Annotated in this window: 17 protein-coding genes and 1 pseudogene; 8 read left to right on the forward strand and 10 right to left on the reverse strand. The window is 58.5% G+C overall.

The features are described 5' to 3' along the window. Positions 1-835: 835 nt before the first annotated feature. A pseudogene (locus tag AAEZ09_RS29550) lies at positions 836-1088 on the reverse strand (hypothetical protein). A 609-nt stretch (positions 1089-1697) separates the two neighbouring features. On the opposite strand from AAEZ09_RS29550, the gene AAEZ09_RS22715 reads away from it, so the two are divergent. Continuing rightward, entirely contained in the window at positions 1698-2135 is a 438-nt protein-coding gene (locus tag AAEZ09_RS22715) for a tetratricopeptide repeat protein (RefSeq protein ID WP_350600834.1), read from the forward strand. Between the two features lie 198 nt (positions 2136-2333). Continuing rightward, on the forward strand, positions 2334-2744 hold the full coding sequence (locus AAEZ09_RS22720; protein WP_350600835.1) for a pilin: 411 nt from the start codon (positions 2334-2336) through the stop codon (positions 2742-2744). Positions 2745-3316: 572 nt separating this feature from the next. Here AAEZ09_RS22720 and AAEZ09_RS29555 read toward each other — a convergent pair. Beyond that, entirely contained in the window at positions 3317-3487 is a 171-nt protein-coding gene (locus AAEZ09_RS29555) for a hypothetical protein (RefSeq protein WP_502947589.1), read from the reverse strand. Positions 3488-3654: 167 nt separating this feature from the next. Here AAEZ09_RS29555 and dusA point away from each other — a divergent pair, with 167 nt between their 5' ends. Together dusA and tal are read left to right on the forward strand one after the other, a co-directional pair. Continuing rightward, a complete protein-coding gene (dusA, locus tag AAEZ09_RS22725) occupies positions 3655-4650 on the forward strand; it encodes a tRNA dihydrouridine(20/20a) synthase DusA (RefSeq protein WP_350600836.1) in 996 nt (331 codons plus the stop codon). Positions 4651-4925: 275 nt separating this feature from the next. Continuing rightward, a complete protein-coding gene (gene tal / locus AAEZ09_RS22730; RefSeq protein ID WP_045062488.1) occupies positions 4926-5852 on the forward strand; it encodes a transaldolase in 927 nt (308 codons plus the stop codon). 84 nt (positions 5853-5936) lie between these two features. Here tal and rssC read toward each other — a convergent pair whose 3' ends face one another. From rssC to AAEZ09_RS22745, 3 genes are all read right to left on the reverse strand, one after another. Beyond that, positions 5937-6419: an anti-sigma factor antagonist RssC gene (rssC, locus tag AAEZ09_RS22735; RefSeq protein WP_007935262.1), complete on the reverse strand. Its 483-nt coding sequence runs from the start codon at positions 6417-6419 to the stop codon at positions 5937-5939. Continuing rightward, positions 6419-7600, reverse strand: a complete 1182-nt coding sequence (gene rssB, locus AAEZ09_RS22740; RefSeq protein ID WP_045062484.1) for a two-component system response regulator RssB — start codon at positions 7598-7600, stop codon at positions 6419-6421. Before rssB ends, rssC begins: the two co-directional genes overlap by 1 nt. Before the next feature lie 377 nt (positions 7601-7977). Next, positions 7978-8667 carry an MlaA family lipoprotein gene (locus AAEZ09_RS22745; RefSeq protein ID WP_045062482.1) on the reverse strand — a complete coding sequence of 230 codons (690 nt, stop codon included), beginning with the start codon at positions 8665-8667 and terminating at the stop codon, positions 7978-7980. A 197-nt stretch (positions 8668-8864) separates the two neighbouring features. On the opposite strand from AAEZ09_RS22745, the gene pcrP reads away from it, so the two are divergent. After that, the gene (pcrP, locus tag AAEZ09_RS22750; RefSeq protein ID WP_350600839.1) at positions 8865-9485 is read left to right on the forward strand and encodes an HAD superfamily inactivated hydrolase PcrP; all 621 of its coding nucleotides are present in this window, start codon (positions 8865-8867) and stop codon (positions 9483-9485) included. Between the two features lie 125 nt (positions 9486-9610). Beyond that, complete coding sequence (locus tag AAEZ09_RS22755) at positions 9611-9874, forward strand: DUF4404 family protein (RefSeq protein ID WP_045062476.1); 264 nt, start codon at positions 9611-9613, stop codon at positions 9872-9874. A gap of 100 nt (positions 9875-9974) precedes the next feature. On the opposite strand, the gene queF is transcribed toward AAEZ09_RS22755, so the two are convergent. After that, positions 9975-10805, reverse strand: a complete 831-nt coding sequence (gene queF, locus AAEZ09_RS22760; RefSeq protein ID WP_350600840.1) for an NADPH-dependent 7-cyano-7-deazaguanine reductase QueF — start codon at positions 10803-10805, stop codon at positions 9975-9977. A 164-nt stretch (positions 10806-10969) separates the two neighbouring features. Beyond that, the gene (gene copI, locus AAEZ09_RS22765) at positions 10970-11485 is read right to left on the reverse strand and encodes a copper-resistant cuproprotein CopI (RefSeq protein ID WP_350600841.1); all 516 of its coding nucleotides are present in this window, start codon (positions 11483-11485) and stop codon (positions 10970-10972) included. 155 nt (positions 11486-11640) lie between these two features. Here copI and AAEZ09_RS22770 point away from each other — a divergent pair, with 155 nt between their 5' ends. Beyond that, the gene (locus tag AAEZ09_RS22770) at positions 11641-12321 is read left to right on the forward strand and encodes a heavy metal response regulator transcription factor (protein WP_205893792.1); all 681 of its coding nucleotides are present in this window, start codon (positions 11641-11643) and stop codon (positions 12319-12321) included. Then, positions 12321-13670, forward strand: a complete 1350-nt coding sequence (locus AAEZ09_RS22775) for a heavy metal sensor histidine kinase (protein ID WP_350600843.1) — start codon at positions 12321-12323, stop codon at positions 13668-13670. Before AAEZ09_RS22770 ends, AAEZ09_RS22775 begins: the two co-directional genes overlap by 1 nt. 113 nt (positions 13671-13783) lie before the next feature. On the opposite strand, the gene AAEZ09_RS22780 is transcribed toward AAEZ09_RS22775, so the two are convergent. From AAEZ09_RS22780 to AAEZ09_RS22790, 3 genes are all read right to left on the reverse strand, one after another. Further along, the gene (locus AAEZ09_RS22780) at positions 13784-15028 is read right to left on the reverse strand and encodes a lipoprotein-releasing ABC transporter permease subunit (RefSeq protein ID WP_045062469.1); all 1245 of its coding nucleotides are present in this window, start codon (positions 15026-15028) and stop codon (positions 13784-13786) included. Between the two features lie 63 nt (positions 15029-15091). Next, positions 15092-15775 carry a lipoprotein-releasing ABC transporter ATP-binding protein LolD gene (gene lolD / locus AAEZ09_RS22785; RefSeq protein WP_163019364.1) on the reverse strand — a complete coding sequence of 228 codons (684 nt, stop codon included), beginning with the start codon at positions 15773-15775 and terminating at the stop codon, positions 15092-15094. Between the two features lie 7 nt (positions 15776-15782). Next, positions 15783-17033, reverse strand: a complete 1251-nt coding sequence (locus tag AAEZ09_RS22790) for a lipoprotein-releasing ABC transporter permease subunit (RefSeq protein WP_350600844.1) — start codon at positions 17031-17033, stop codon at positions 15783-15785. Positions 17034-17118 lie beyond the last annotated feature (85 nt).

Consider the following 17118-nt stretch of genomic DNA (forward strand, 5'->3'; position numbering starts at 1 on the left):
TTTCGACCGACGCATGTTTTTTTGAACCTCAAGTAACGAGGGCATGAAAAATCGGTGGGTACTTCAGACCTTCCCTAGGTATTTTTTGGCGCCATGAACTGACCTGTATTAAGCAGGAGCGAAGGGGGGTGATGCAAGGGCGAAACAGCGGCGGTTTTGGCCATTCTTGCAGAGCCCCGAAGAACCCATCAACGAGGAGTTCGTCATTTTGGCTTTCCAATACTTGCTGAGGTATGCTGTGTGTCGGCAGTAGTTCGGGGAAACGCTGCTCAACGCACGCGCAAATGTCTCTAACTTAATCCCGCAAGCTTGACTATATCGGGAAATAGACCGGTAGATTAATGCACCTGACAACGTTAGCTTGCCTCGCGGTCACTCCAGTTTTGGGTGCCTATCTATTTATGCCTGCAGCCTGTTTTCCCCCGCCTCTCGTATAGCCCCCCCGCAACAACTCTCCCCCTCGTCAAGGGGGGGGTTAGAACAGCAAATCACGTCATTCTCTTCTCCAGCAGGGATTATCCGATCCTCGAGATTACGCAAGGTGCACTTCCGAGCAACCAAGGAACGCCCAACACTACTCGCACGCAGGTAGACAACAAGAAAAAATATAATTTTTGGGTAGTTTTATCATTGGTATCCACCCCCATTTTCATCCAACAATGAGCGAGTTCTTGAGAGCACCAGGGCAACTCACTACGAACGAATGTCAGTCGAATCACTGCGCGTATTTCGGGCCCAGCCTGGGTTCTGCCTCTTTGTGACGGAAATGGGGCAGAAATGGGGACGGATCTATTTTTCTTCTTCAACTCCTGTGAAAGTTTGGCAAATAGCGGATTCAGAGACGAGAACCTCCGGCGAAGAATTCTTCTTGAGTTATCTCATCGCCGAAACGAAGCGCTTCATTGAACAGGCGTTTGTCGGAAGGTACTGGCCGGCTAATTTCGCAACTAACGTAAAATCGCACAAAACTTGTCTTGAACGATATCCTCGCGACAGGTGACTTCTTCGTACGGATACGCCACGAAGATATTTTCTATTTCAAAACGCTCGCCCTTACTAACCCCATTTAAACCTCTTACCGCGCTCAGTACGTCTTACTTTCTCAGCAATCCATTGCCAAGGGCATCCCCAAGTCCCAGCAGCAAAACCTTGGTAAACCACCGGCGCCCTAGCCCTTTCGATTCCAGATCCCCCAATGCCTTCAGCTGTTGCCAGACCCACAACGCTCTCCCGCCGTTTTTTCGTTGCGAGGATGATGGGTTGGATCGGTTAATGACAAGGGTCTTTGAAATAAAGGCTTGCAGCAATAATGCATTTCCCCCGTACCAATTCTGTACCAACGAACCCTTTCTTTTGACCTCTATGCCACAGACAAATGCCTTTACATCCGGCAAATAACGGCCAGAAGCTCCCATTTGAACTGGGGCGCTTTCGCCCGCGACGGCCCCTCCCCTCACGAGTTTCCATGGTTAGCTTGAGGACCAGCATTCTCCGCCGCTGGGGCATCGGCAGGATTATTGCGTCCATTTCATTTCAAATCCTCCCCCCAAGTCGACAACTCGCCTATTGTTGCAAGACGACATTCTGTTCGGCAGGAGCGGGTCTCAATACCGTTACTGCTTGCAACCAATCGCTAATGCCCATTTCAACCCAAAGGAGAAATTATGCGATCGATAGGTCTTGATTCAGCAATAGCCATGAGTGAACACAGCAAACGTACTTGGTGGCGCAGAGTGTCCGCCAATGTCGTAGGCCGTACCGGCAGCGACCGGGGAAGAACGATGGTTGCCCTGGATGACGTCCTTCCCTTCATTTCAGTCCAACTCACCCATGAGGACATTGATCTCATCATTTCGGCCGATGCGGGAAACGCCGATGCGCAAAACGATTTGGCTCAGATGTTCGATGAACATGGAAAGCATGAAGTTGCGTTGTATTGGTGGCGCGCGTCAGCCGATCAAGGGCATTCTGACGCCATGCAATATCTTGGCAACTGCTTCATATGCGGCAATGGCGTCTCCAAAGATGAGAACACTGGAATCATGTGGATCGCCAAGGCCGCTTCCTTCGGACATGTGGTGGCCGGAGGCCAAATAAACTCCCTTCTACGGTTTGCAAACACTAGAGCACGCTGAATTCGACATTCTTTGGCACAACCCTGGCTGTGCCAATGCCCAGTATGGCGTAATCAGTCCTATGCCAAGTTGACTTCGTTTGGACGCAGATTTGGTTTTTGCAGGGATAATGCTGCTCGCTGAGACTGGCATAGCCCTTGCTTCACAACAACCAGCAACACTATTTCTGCCGTTAAATTGACCTAAGGGATGTCCTAAATGAAATCTGCACAACAGGGTTTTACGCTCATCGAACTCCTAATCGTCGTTGCGATCATCGGGATTCTGGCCACATTCGCTATTCCGGCTTATTCGGATTATGTGGCCAAAGCCAAGGTCGCTGCGGCAATTGCTGAGATTTCCCCGGGGAAAACCGGGTACGAGATGATGGTAAATGAAGGGAATGTGGCCAACATTACGCCGGCTGCAATCGGACTACAGGCCAGCACTCCTAACTGCACAATAACAACCACACAGGCAGCAACCGGCATTGGCACAATCGCCTGCGCCATCAAGGACAACATTGCCGCAGTAGGTAACGTTATTTGGGCGCGAGATGCTGCCGGTGCGTGGACCTGTACGTACAGTGGCGTTGCGAAATATGCCAGCAAGGGCTGCCCTAAAGTATAACGTGCCAAATAGTTAGTAGCGACGATGCACGCTCAACAGCAATAACTGGTCAAGCGGGTCCGCATAAGACCAATAACGCTCCTCCCGACACCATCTTGGTGTCGAGAGGAGCTTTCGCTGCGGCAGTGGGCTAGCCGCTCGCGATAAATAATGAATTAGAAATTTAGTGCAACCCGCCTGCTGCCTGTAGCTAGCCCGTTGATGGATTGGCCGCACCAATCTCCTTCCCTTAAACAAAGGGCCTCAAGGTAGCTGAAGGATCCCGGTACCATTTGCTTACCAGTTCTCTGTTCAAGCGCAGGTCTCTACCCATCCGTTACTTTCCTGTAGCAGAAATCAAGCAACCAGTTTAGGTTCCAATCCCGAGCACTGTCATTGAATAACTAAACCTAGTATGTATACATACTAATACAACCAGCAATTAGACTGGAGAAATGGAGGAGAAATGGGGACCGGGGACGGATCTATTTTCTTCCTCAACCCCTGCGAAAGCTCGGCAAGTAGAGGATTCAGAGACGAGAACGTCCGGCGAAGAATTCTTCTTGAGTTATCTCATCGCCGAAGCGGAGCGCTTAATCGAACAGGCGATTGTCGAAAGGTACTGGCTGGCTGCTTTCGCAAGCACCGTAAAATCGCACAAAAACTTTTTTTGAACGATGATCCCAGCGATACATCACTTCCTGGTAAGGATACGCCAAGAAGATATCTTCTCTTTCGAACCGCTCGCCTTTACTAATTCCCATTGAGGCCTTTTACCGTGTTCGGGCATGCCTTGCTCTCTCAGCTATCGACTTTTGCCCAGATCATCTGAGAATGATTTCACCTAGTATGCCCGTTTTGGCCTCAAGCCTCAGCGGCGCAACCCTGATAAACTGCCGGCTCCCTAGCGCTGCCAATTCCAGATTCCCTAATGCCTTCAGCTATTGCCTCACCCACACCGCTCTCCCGCCGCTTCTCCGTCGCGCCCATGATGGATTGGACAGACCGCCACTGCCGCTTCTTCCTGCGTCTGCTCTCCAAACACGCCCTCCTCTACACCGAGATGGTCACCACCGGCGCGCTCCTCAACGGCGATCACGAGCGGTTCCTTCGTCACAATGAAGCCGAGCACCCGCTGGCCCTGCAACTGGGCGGTAGCGTCCCCCTGGACCTCGCTGCCTGCGCACGCATGGCCCAGGAGCACGGCTATGACGAGGTGAACCTGAATGTGGGCTGCCCGAGCGATCGGGTGCAGAACAACATGATCGGCGCGGTGCTGATGGGGCATCCGCAGTTGGTGGCGGATTGTGTGAAGGCGATGCGGGATGCGGTGTCGATTCCGGTGACGGTGAAGCATCGGATCGGCATCAATGGCCGGGACAGCTATGAGCAGTTATGCGACTTCGTTGGCACCGTGCGGGATGCCGGGTGCACAAGTTTTACCGTGCATGCGCGGATTGCGATCCTGGAGGGGTTGTCGCCGAAGGAGAACCGCGATATTCCGCCGCTGCGTTATGACGTGGCGGCGCAGCTGAAGACTGACTTCCCGGATCTGGAGATCATCCTTAATGGCGGGATCAAGACGCTGGAGGCCTGCCATGAGCATTTGCAGACCTTCGACGGGGTGATGCTGGGGCGTGAGGCATATCACAATCCTTATGTGATGGCCGAGGTGGATCAACAGCTGTTCGGCAGCACTGCGCCGGTGATCAGCCGGGCTGAGGCGCTGGCGCAGTTGCGGCCGTATATTGCGGCGCATATTGCTGCGGGTGGGTCGATGCACCATATCACCCGGCATGTGCTGGGGTTGGGTACGGGATTCCCTGGCGCGCGCAGGTTTCGGCAGTTGTTGTCGGTGGATATTCACAAGGCCAAGGAGCCCTTGGCGTTGCTGGATCAGGCGGCGGAGTTGCTGGAGGGGCGTTGATGCGGGGGGGGGGCTGATCGCAGCCGTTTTTAAAAGATCGCAGCCTCGTTTCACTCGACAGCCCCTACGCTTCTGCGCTGCTACGGCTTTTACTGCTTGGTCAGCCCGGTTGAACCAGTTCCGCATTTCGGCATCGTATTTATCAACACCGCGCCCCACCTTTCAAACAGCCGTTTTCAGGTTGTTGCCGCTGGGGCCTTCGATAGGTACACGCGCCCTTGAGTGGCTGTCAGCGCTCGGGTAATGTCATCAGATCCAAAGGACAGAGCACGCCCATGACTTCCAAGCTGGAACAACTGAAACAAATGACCACCGTCGTTGCCGACACTGGCGACTTCGAAGCCATTGCCCGGGTCAAGCCGGTAGACGCTACCACTAACCCTTCGCTGCTGCTCAAAGCCGCCGCAATCTCCGGTTATGCCGAGTTGTTGAATGCGTGCGTGCATGACTGCAAAGGTGACGTAGGGCTGGCGAGCGATCGTTTTGGCGTCGCGGTCGGGCAGGAAATTCTCAAGGTAGTACCGGGGCGGATTTCCACTGAAGTGGATGCGCGCCTGTCGTTCGACACTGACGCGGTATTGAAGCGCGCGCACCGTCTGATCGAGCTCTATGACAAGGCAGGCGTGGGCCGTGACCGCGTGCTGATCAAGATCGCTTCCACCTGGGAGGGCATTCGTGCCGCCGAGAAGCTGGAGAAGGAAGGCATCCAGACCAACCTCACCCTGCTGTTCTCGTTCGCCCAGGCAGCGGCCTGTGCCGACGCGGGCGTGTTCCTGATTTCGCCGTTCGTGGGCCGCATCTACGACTGGTACAAGAAAGCCAATGGCAGCGACTACACCGGCGCGGACGATCCGGGCGTGCAGTCGGTGACCCGTATCTACAACTACTACAAGGCCAATGACTACAAGACCGTGGTCATGGGTGCGAGCTTCCGCAACCTGAACCAGATCGAGCAACTGGCCGGCTGTGATCGCCTGACCATCAGCCCGGAGCTGCTGGAAAAACTGGCGGCGGACAACGGCAAGCTGGAGCGCAAGTTGGCCCCAGGGCATGCCGGTGAGGCGCGCCTGAGCTTGAATGAAGCGCAGTTCCGTTGGTTGTCCAACGAGGATGCAATGGCGACGGAGAAGCTGGCTGAGGGGATTCGCCAGTTTGCCCGGGATCAGGAAAAGCTTGAGGCGCTTCTGCAAGCCAAGCTGTGATCTAGTCCAAGGCAGTGCAAAAAGGCGAACCCTCAGGGGTTCGCCTTTTTTGTGTGTGAATTCCAGTGTGGGAATTTGACAGTATCAGTGGCGCTCGAGCGCGTTCACCAGGTCATGGAAGGCTTCACGGTTGGAGTCGTTGAGTCCCATCAGGATCTTGTGCGCTTCCAGCACTTTGATCCGCACCACTTCTTCCGACTGATCCTGGTCTGGCAGGTCGGTCAGGCACTCAGGGCACGGGATCGGGCGGTCAACGATGTTGAACACCTGCTCGAAGCCCATGGACTGCAGCAGACGGGTGATGTCTTCGTGGGTGGTGACGACGGTCGGCAGCAGGCCGACTTTTTGCCGCGACAGGATCGACAATTTGGCCAGCAGGCCAAGGGTGGTGCTGTCGATGCTACGGGTCTCGGTCAGGTCGATCACAATGGCGTTGAAATTCAACGCCGTGAAGATCCGCTCAATAGTCGCATCCAACGCCGAACACAGGGTCAGGCGAACTTCACCGACGAACTTCAGGACGAAGGTGCCGTCCTGCTCGGCGAACTGGATTCTACCGGTACTCATTAAAGATTCCTGCTCAACACCAACAGGGCGATATCATCCGGCATCTCCCCAAGCGTGGCCAATCCAAAAACCTGCCGCAACCCATCCAGGGTGCCGCCCGCTGCCTTGACCCGCTGGGGCAAAGCCGCTTCTTTTTCCTTCAGTGTAGGTTCTGGCAGAAGGTCCAGGATGCCATCGGACATCAGCGTCAGGCTGAAGGTCGGTGGCAGTTCCAGTACGTGGTCTTCGTAGGTGGCTTCATTGAAGAGCCCCACCGGCAGACCGCGCCCTTCCAGATAACGCACACTGTCTGGCGTGTACAACACAGGCAACGGCAAATGACCACCGATGCTATAGGTCAACAAACCTGTCTCCTCGTCGATGACTCCACCGACCATTGTGACGTGTTTACCCAGCTTACAACTGATCAGGCCTCGGTTGATATGACCAAGCACCTCTGAAGGCTTGAATTCCGGCAATGTACCGCTGCGCTTGGATTCGAACAGCAAGCGCGTGGTCATGAACTTCAACAGCACGGTGACGAAGGCTGACGAAGCGCCGTGACCGGAAACGTCCGCCAGGTAGAAGGCTACCCGACGCTCATCGACACGGAAATAGTCGACAAAATCACCCGACAGGTACAGCGACGGGATGATTTGGTGAGCGAACTGGAACTCATCGACGGTCCAGGGGCTGACCGGCAGCATGTTCATCTGCACCTGGCGACCGGCGTTCTGGTCTTCCTGCAGCAGGTTGAGGCTGGCTGCCAGCTCGCGGTTGGCCTTCTCCAGCTTCTCACGGTAGCGCTGGTTCTCCAGCAGCAGGCGCGCGCGATCCAGGGCCCGGCGCACGGAGTGCTCGAGCACGGCCAGATCTTCGAGAGGCTTGATCAGGTAGTCAGCGGCGCCCAGGCGCAGGGCCTCGACCGCGTCATTCATCACGCCGGCACCCGAAACCACAATGACCGGGGTTTGCGCAGACCGCTCGGTGACCTGACGGATAAGTTCGAGTCCGCCCATCTGTGGCATGCGCAGATCGCAGATGACCAGGTCGGGCTTGTCTTGCTCGAATACCTGAAGACCTTGCTGGCCATTGCTGGCCTGCAGGACGCTGAAACCACTGTCTTCCAAATAGGCGGCGAGACTCGCGCGCACTACTTCGTCATCATCGATTATCAGCAGCGTGGCACTGGTTTTTGGCATGTGGGCAAACGGCGCCAGAATTAGGTTGGCGTAGCAGGCGGGGTTTAGACCCGGCTCTCGCTACTGGATTCGCTTTCTAGCCTCTCTGACGCGCCGGTTTCGGGCTTTTGCCCTACGCACAGGTCACACCAGAGGTGCCCTCTAAGGCGCAGACGGTACTCCCATCCGCTGGGCGTTTCAAGCTCGTGGCGAAGGTCACTTGAGGACTTTACCTGGCAAATGACCAGTAGTTATAAGAACCGGTAAAACCGTAACTCAATGTTAGGTAGCACTCAGTACGCAAAACGCATGCTCAGCCCCATGAAACCTGGAGTTTGGGTGATCCGGACAATGAAAAAGGCGGCACAATGGCCGCCTTTCTTTATGCCGGGTCGAAATCAGAAATCGTCTTCGACCTGACCATCCTTGACCTTGAATTCACGATTCTGCAGGTAGGCGTTACGGATGAACACGTACTTGTCGCCGTTGATCAGCTTCTCGGCCGACAGCAGGCTGGCGCGGGCATCGACCACATCCAGAGCCATGAACGAGTTACGCACGGCTACGTCGTCGACGTAGCGATAGGCGCCGACGTAGGAGTCCGGGTACTTGGCCGGTGCATCGCGCAAGGTGCTCGGGCCGAGCAACGGCAGCATCACGTACGGACCACTCGGGACACCCCAGTAACCCAGGGTCTGGCCGAAGTCTTCATCGTTACGTTGAAGGCCCATGCGGGTACCGACGTCAATGAAGCCCAGCAGGCCAAACGTGGTATTGAAGATCAGGCGCGCAGTATCGACGCCCGCTGCAGCCGGCTTGGCCTGCAGCACATTGTTGGCGAGATTGCGCACGTCACCGATGTTGCGGAAGAAGTTGTGAATGCCGTCTTCGACAAACTGCGGCGTCACGTACTGATAACCCTGGGCCAATGGCTTCAGCGCATAGGTGTCGAGTACGTCGTTGAATTTGTAGATTGGGCGGTTGACGCTTTCCCAAGGGTCTTCTTCCGTGGCTGCCTGGGCAACGAAAGGCACCAGCAACACGCTGGAACACACACACAGCTGAGCTAGAAGGTTGCTCCAGCGCATAGAAAAACTCCTTGGATTGTACTGACGCGGGCTCTGGACCCAAGCGTTGAGCTGGCTAGTATAAGACGGAAAGGCCGTTTTAGGCAGTATCGCCGTGAGCCCGCGCGCAAGTCTAGGTGGCCTACGGTCGATAACAGCAGTGTCACTCAACTGTCACCCGCGTCCAATAGCCTCGGTACTATTTCAAGGATGCCGAAATGCCGCACGCCGAAGCCTTGCCCCTCGCCGCGCCCCGCCTGACCGCCGTGTTGTTTGGCCTCAGTGGCTGCCTGGTGGATTTCGGCGCGCGCACCCGCCAACACGCCGGCCATCAAGGGGAGCATGCCGAAGTCACGCCTGGCGCCCTGGACAGTCTGCACAGCTTGCAGCGACAGCAAATCCCCTGTGCCTGGCTCGATGAACTGCCCCCTGCCCTCAGCCACTCCCTGGCGCTCGCGCTGCCGGAATGGATCAAACCTTCGACACAATTTGCAACAAACAATCCATGGCCGTCCCCCCATGCCTGCTGGGAAGCCTTGATGGCCCTCAACGTTGCTCAACTGGATGGCTGCGTGCTGGTGAGCGGTGAGCCGCGGCTGCTGCAATCAGGCCTGAACGCCGGTTTGTGGACCATTGGCCTGGCCTCCTGCGGATCGCTGTGCGGGCTGGCGCCGAATGAATGGCAAGCGTTGAGCGCACAGCAGCGCGAGCTCAAACGCGGCAAGGCCACCGTGCAACTGTTCGGCCTGGGCGTGCATTCGGTGATCGACCACCTGGGCGAACTCGACACTTGCCTGGCGGACATCAGCCTGCGCCGGCTCAAGGGCGAAAAGCCCTGATTGCCGCCTCGCCACGATCAACGCATGCAGGTTGCCCGCGAGTGGATTAATCTAAAGGCAAGCCATAGACCTTTGGCGCGCTGCTGCGGTCTATGCCAGTGCCTATCGATAAAAGGAAGAACGTCATGCCTGCCCGCGAACTGCAAGAACAGCTCAATACACTGCGCGAGCAACTGGAACAGAATCCGCCACTGACGGAAGTGGAGCGTGAAGACCTGCACGTACTGATGCAGCAGATCGAACTTGAGCTTGAGCTTGAGACCAAAACCCAGGATTCAAGCTTGTCCGATAATGTGAACCTGGCGGTCGAGCGCTTCGAAATCGAGCACCCGACCCTTGCTGGCACCTTGCGCAACATCGTGCAGGCGCTGGGCAACATGGGTATCTGAATTCGCCCGAGACAAAAAAGCCCCGCCAGTGATGGCGGGGCTTTTTATTGTGCGCAGTTTGCAATGCATTCCCTGTGGGACCGGGCTCCCCATTCGTTCTTTATTGGCGGACCAGGCGGTGGTTCGGCAGTTGCACGGCTTGCGTGCTGCGATACGGGTTGATATCCAGACCGCCACGGCGCACATACCGCGCATACACGGTCAGCTTCTCGGGTTTGAGCAACCGTTGCAGGTCGAGGAATATCCGCTCCACACACTGCTCATGGAAGTCCGAATGCTGGCGGAAGCTGACGATGTACTCCAGCAGGCTCGCGTGATCCAGCGCCGCACCACGGTATTCGACTGCCACACTGCCCCAATCCGGCTGGCTGGTGACCGGGCAATTGGATTTGAGCAGATGGCTGTGGACGCTCTCCTCGACGGTACGCGAATCATCGCAACGCAGCAGTTCCGGACGCGGGTGTTCGTAGTTGCTGACACTGATATCGAGGTCGTCGATACACACCCCCGGCAATGCGACGACGCCTTCGGCCTCCACCTCTTTCAGGCTGCGGATGCGCACGCCCACCGGTTTGCCGGCGGCAGCGGACAAGTCTTTGGCCAGGGTTGCCTCGAGGCTTGCCGTGTCAGCGAATGGCGTCTGGTTCAGCGAGTTGAGGTACAGCTTGAACGACTTCGACTCGATGATATTCGGCGAGTCCGCCGGAATGCTGAATTCGCCGATCGCCACCACGGGCTTGCCGGACGGCAGCAACCACGACAGCTCAAAGCAGTTCCAGAAGTCCACACCCGTGTACGGCAGGGTTTGCGCCGTCAGGCCGAGCTCGGCCCATTTTGCGGTGCGCGGGATCGGGAACAGCAGGGACGGCGTGTAGGTGGCGATGTATTCGCTGGATTTACCCAGCGGCGAGTGTTCGGCTGCGGGATGCATGGCGGAAACCTGACTGAAGAATCAGGGGATTCTATCAGTGTTCAGTGGTTTTGTTGGGGGTTGGGAATTGGGAGTTGGGTGGTTTTGGAAAGATCGCAGCCTCGTTGCACTCGACAGCTCCTACACAGCTCCTACACAGCTCCTACACAGCTCCTGCGCAGCGCCTAAGGGGCTTCGATGGTTAGTTTGCCGACCATGCCGGCCTGGTAGTGGCCGGGGATGTTGCAGGCGAATTCCAGGCTGGTGGGTTTGGTGAAGGTCCAGGTCAGCTCGGCGGTTTTGCCAGGCTCGACCAACACGCTGTTGGGGTCATCGTGCTTCATGCCATGCCCCATGGCAGCGTGATCCATGGCCTTCATGCCGGTCGGTGTCAGCATGCCGCTTTGCTGCATCTGCAGCATGGCCTGTTGATGCTGGGCATGCATGGCTGCGTCGCCGAGGTTGAACTCGTGCAGCAACTGGCCTTTATTGACCAGGACGAAGCGGACGGTCTCCCCCGCCTTGATCTTGATGGCCCGGGGATCGAACGACATGTCACCCATGACCACTTCGATGCTGCGGGTCGCATTGGCTGCCGGGGCCGGCTGACCAAAATCGACGGATTGCGCCGGCGATGCCCACGCCGGAGCGCTCAGCGCCAGCAGGCATGCGGTCAACAGCAGGGGTTTGCGCAAAAACATGAGTCTTCTCCAACAAGATAAGGTTCAGCCTGTAGAAAACTCTAAACTGACACGACTGCCCGTAACCTGACAGGCAGATTACAACTTTGTCAGGTTGGCCTGCACTCGCGCGGCCCACGGTATAAAGCCTTCGTTCCATTGACCCCGAGCTCTCCATGAAACTGTTGATCGTCGAAGACCAAGCGAAAACCGGCCAATACCTGCGCCAGGGCCTGACCGAGGCCGGGTTCAATACCGAGTTGGTGGCCGACGGCAGCACTGGTCAACAGCTGGCACTGAGCGGCGAATACGCCTTGTTGATTCTTGATGTGATGCTGCCCGGGCGCGATGGCTGGCAAATTCTGCAAGCCGTGCGCGGCGCAGGTCTCGACACGCCGGTGCTGTTTCTCACCGCCCGTGACGCCGTAGAGGACCGGGTTTATGGCCTGGAGCTGGGGGCCGACGATTACCTGGTCAAGCCCTTCGCCTTCTCCGAATTACTGGCGCGGGTGCGCAGCCTGTTACGCCGTGGCAGCGCCCCGCCCCAGGACACCAGCTTGCAACTGGCGGACCTGCGCCTGGACCTGATCCGTCGCCGGGTTGAACGCAGTGGGCAGCGCATCGACCTCACCGCCAAGGAGTTTGCCTTGCTGGAAATGCTGTTGCGCCGTCAGGGCGAGGTGTTGCCCAAGTCGCTGATCGCTTCACAGGTGTGGGACATGAATTTCGACAGCGACACCAATGTTATCGAAGTGGCGATCCGCCGGTTGCGCCTGAAGATTGACGATGACTTCCCCAACAAGCTGATCCACACCGTGCGCGGCATGGGTTACGTCCTCGAAGAGCGTTCTGCCTGATGCCTCGACTGTCCTTGAGCAGCCGCCTGGCGCTGCTGTTCGCTGCCTGTACGGCGGTGGTGTCACTGATCGCCGGCGTGCTGTTCAGCCGTGCCAGCGAGGCGCATTTCATCGAGTTGGACCAACAGTTGCTGGACGGCAAATTGATTGGTTTGCGTCGGGCGCTGCACGACATTCAATCGAGCGACAGCCAGGCCAGGCTAGCCGATGAGTTGAGCCGCCAGGCCGACCTGGCACTGCGCATCACCGGGGCTGACGGCCGGCGCTGGTACGACAGCTCGGCGCAACTGCCGGAACAACTTCCACTGACCGCGGGCTTGTCCACCACCAGCCACGCAGGCACCGACTATCGAGTGCTGAGCGCCCCGCTCTATCCGGGCCAACCCGACTCGCCGCAGTTGACCCTGCTGCTCGACATCACCCATCACCAGCACTTCCTGCAGCGCATGCAGCGCCTGATCTGGCTGACCGTCGGCCTCTCGGCGCTGGCCACCGCACTGCTTGGAGCCTGGGCGGCGCGCAGTGGCTTGCGGCCGCTGCGGCGCATGAGTGAAGTGGCGCGCGGGGTGTCGGCCCAGTCGCTGAACGCCCGATTGCCCGAAGAGCAGATGCCACCCGAACTTGCGCAAATGGCCCATCACTTCAACGCCATGCTGGAACGTCTCGACGACTCATTCCAGCTACTGTCGGCTTTCTCCGCCGACATCGCCCATGAGCTGCGCACGCCGCTGTCAAACCTGCTGACCCACACTCAGGTCACCCTCACGCGCCCGCGACCGCTGGAGGATTACCGCGAGGCGCTGCACAGCAACCTTGAAGAGCTGCAATGGATGGCGCAGCTGGTCAACGACATGCTGTACCTGGCCAAGGCCGATCACGGGTTGTTGATGCCCACCCGCGAACCGCTCGACCTTGGACAGGAAGTGGATGTGCTGCTGGAGTTTTTCGCTCCCCTGGCGGAAGACGCCCGGGTGACATTGAGCCGTGAAGGCACTGCCAGTATGGAGGGTGATCGCAACATGCTGCGCCGCGCGCTCTCCAATCTGCTGGACAATGCCTTGCGGTTTACCCCGGCGGAGGGTGAGGTGCGCGTGCGGATCAGCCAGCAGCCCAAGGTGTTGGGACTGGTGGTCGAGAACACGGGCGAAGGGATTGCCGCCGAGCTGCTGCCGCGCTTGTTCGACCGCTTCTACCGGGCGGACCCTGCGCGCCAGGAAGGCAGCAGTGAACATGCGGGGCTGGGGTTGGCGATTACCCAGTCGATCATCAAGGCCCATGGCGGGCAGATTCGGTGTGAATCGGGGGATGGCTGGACGCGGTTTTCGATTGAGCTGCCAAAAAGAGTTTGACCCCCGCCCCGGTAGGAGCTGTCGAAGGCTGCGATCTTTTGATCCTGTTTTTTAAGAGCAAGATCAAAAGATCGCAGCCTGCGGCAGCTCCTACGGGGGAGCGGCGTCAGGACTTACGAATAACGTAGAGCATGCGCCGGCTCGATCTTCGCCGCTCGCCACGCCGGATACACCGTGGCCAAAAAGCTCAATACAAACCCCGCCGAGCAGATCAACAGCACATCACCAGCCTGCAGTTCCGAAGGCAGGTTGCTGACGAAGTACACATCCGAACTGAAGATGTGCTGCCCGCTCACCCGCTCTACCCAACCCACCAGCTCGCTGACGTTCAGCGCTGCAATCACGCCCAGCACCCCGCCAATCAAGGTCCCGACGATCCCGATCACCGTGCCCTGCACCATGAAGATCGCCATGATCTGTCGTGGCGTGGCGCCGATGGTGCGCAGGATCGCGATGTCCGCGCCCTTGTCGTTCACGACCATGATCAGGGTGGCAATGATGTTGAAGGCGGCGACGGCGACGATCATCAGCAACAGCAGGCCGATCATGGTCTTTTCCATCTTCATCGCACTGAACAGGCTGCCCTGGGTGTGGGTCCAGTCATCCGCCCGGTAGGCGCTGCCGAGACTGCCGGCAATATCGCTGGAGACCTTCGGCGCCGCGTACAAGTCCTTCACCGCCAGGCGCACGCTCTGCACCTGGTTCGGCTGCCAGTGCTGCATCTGCGCGGCATCGGCCACATGGATCAGCGCCATCGAGCCGTCCAGCTCGGCGCCAACCTTGAACACGCCCACCACGTTCAGGCGCTGCATGCGCGGCGTGATGCCGCCCGGTGCCGTGCTCACTTCCGGCACGATCAGGGTGATCTTGTCGCCCACATTCAAGCGGAAACGCCGGGCCGTGATTTCACCGACCACCACGCCGAACTCACCTGGCTTGAGCGCATCCAGGCGCCCCTGGACGATATGCTTGGCGACGATCGACACCTGGCCTTCGAGCGCCGGGTCGACGCCGCTGACCTGGATCGGCTGCATCGTGCCCTTGTAGGACAGCATGCCTTCCATCTCGGTGAACGGCACGGCGGCGGTCACTTCGGGGTTTTTCATCGCGGCGGCGGCCACCGGCTGCCAGTCGTCGATCGGGTTGACACCGACGATGGTCGCGTGCGGCACCATGCCGAGGATGCGCGAGCTCATCTCACGCTGGAAGCCGTTCATCACCGACAGCACCACGATCATGGCGAGCACGCCCAGGGCGAGACCGATCATCGAGGTCATCGAGATGAAGGACACGAAGCGATTGCGACGCTTGGCGCGGGTGTAGCGCGCGCCGATGAAGATCGATAACGGTCTGAACATTCGCTGGGGCACCGTATAAAAATAAATGACCCGAGGTCGTTGCAGACCCCGGGTTTCGACCAGTCAGATAGGCGTCAGGCGGCCTTCCTGCAGATGCAGGACGCGATCCATCTGGCGGGCCAGGTTCATGTCGTGAGTCACCACCAGGAACGCCGTGCGCATCGAAGTGCTGAGTTCCAGCATCAAGTCCTGGATGCCCTGGGCGGTGTGGGAGTCGAGGTTGCCGGTGGGCTCGTCGAGCATCACCAGGCCAGGCTTGTTCACCAGGGCGCGAGCGATGGCCACACGCTGGCGTTCGCCACCGGACAGTTCGGCCGGCTTGTGCTCCAGGCGATGGCCCAGCCCTACCCGCTCCAGCAACGCCGTGGCACGCTGGCGCGCCTCGGGGATCGCAGTCTTGCCGATCAGCAGCGGCATGCAGACGTTTTCCAGCGCGGTGAATTCCGGCAGCAAGTGGTGGAACTGGTAGACGAAACCCAGCGACCGATTGCGCAACAGGCCGCGATTCTTCTCGCTCAGGGCCGACAGCTCTTCACCGTCGAGCCACACGCTGCCCTGGGTCGGCGTATCGAGGCCGCCCAACAGGTTGAGCAAGGTACTCTTGCCCGAACCCGAGGTGCCGACGATGGCGACACGCTCACCTGGGTGCAACTCCAGTTGCAGCCCCGCCAGGACCTCGACCGATTCCGGACCTTCCTCGTAGGACTTGCCCAGGTTGCGGCAGCTCAGGATTGCTTTTTCACTCATGCCCAATTCACTCATAACGTAGCGCCTCCGCAGGCTGGGTGCGCGCGGCACGCCAGGCTGGATACAGGGTGGCGAGGAAACTCAGGATCAACGCGGCGGCACAGACCATCACCACGTCCTGGCTCTGCACTTGCGACGGCAGGTAATCGATGAAGTACACATCGGCGTTCAGGAACTTGTGGCCGATCAGGCCTTCGAGGGCCGAGATCGCTGCGCTGACGTTCAGCGCGGCGAAAATCCCGACCACGGCGCCGATCAGCGTACCGAACACCCCGATCACCGTGCCCTGCACCATGAAGATCGCCATGATGGTGCGTGGCGTCGCGCCCAGGGTGCGCAGGATCGCGATATCGCCCTTCTTGTCGTTCACCACCATCACCAGGGTGGAGATGATGTTGAACGCGGCCACGGCCACAATCAGCAGCAACAGCAGACCGATCATGGCTTTTTCCATGCGAATCGCCTGGTACAGGTTGCCGTGGGTACGGGTCCAGTCACGCGCATAGTAACGGTCTTCGCCAAGTTGCTGGGCGATGTTCCACGCGGTACGCGGCGCCTGGAACAGGTCGTCGAACTTGAGGCGGATGCCCTGCACCTGATCCGGCTTCCAGCGATGCAGTTTCGCCAGGTCCTGGAGGTTGGTGACGCCCAGGTAACCGTCGATCTCACCGGCGCCGACATGGAAAATGCCGACCACGGTAAAGCGCTTCATGCGCGGGAACATCCCGGCCGGGGTCACGGTGACTTCCGGCGCGACGAAGGTCAGCTTGTCGCCGATGGCGGCACCCAGCTTGGCGGCGGCCTTGTCACCGATGACGATGCCGAAACTGCCGGGCGCCAGGTCGTCGAGTTTGCCCTGCAGCATGAACTTGTCGATGATCGACACCTGGCGCTCCAGCGCCGGGTCGATGGCATTGAGCAGCACCTTGGACACCTTGCCGTTGTTGGTCAGCAACCCCTGCATCTGGGTAAACGGCGCTATCGCCGTCACCTGCGGGTTCTGCTTGACCTTGGCCGCCAGGCTTGGCCAGTCGCTGATCGGTTCACCGGACTCGATGGTCGCGTGGGGCACCATGCCCAGCACGCGGGTGCGCATCTCATGATCGAAGCCGTTCATGACCGACAGCACCACGATCATCACGACCACGCCCAAGGCGAGCCCGATCATGGAAGTCAGGGAAATGAACGACACAAAATGATTGCGACGCTTTGCACGGGTATAACGCGTGCCAATAAATACGAAGAGAGGTCTGAACATGTCGGGGCTTGTTCGGAGGGAAAAGGAACGTCCTTGTGGCGGGGGTCGATAACCAGCTTTACACTCAGACCACCGCCGCTACCAT

It is taken from the genome of Pseudomonas sp. 65/3-MNA-CIBAN-0223 (genome assembly GCF_040310425.1).
GTDB lineage: Bacteria > Pseudomonadota > Gammaproteobacteria > Pseudomonadales > Pseudomonadaceae > Aquipseudomonas > Aquipseudomonas gregormendelii.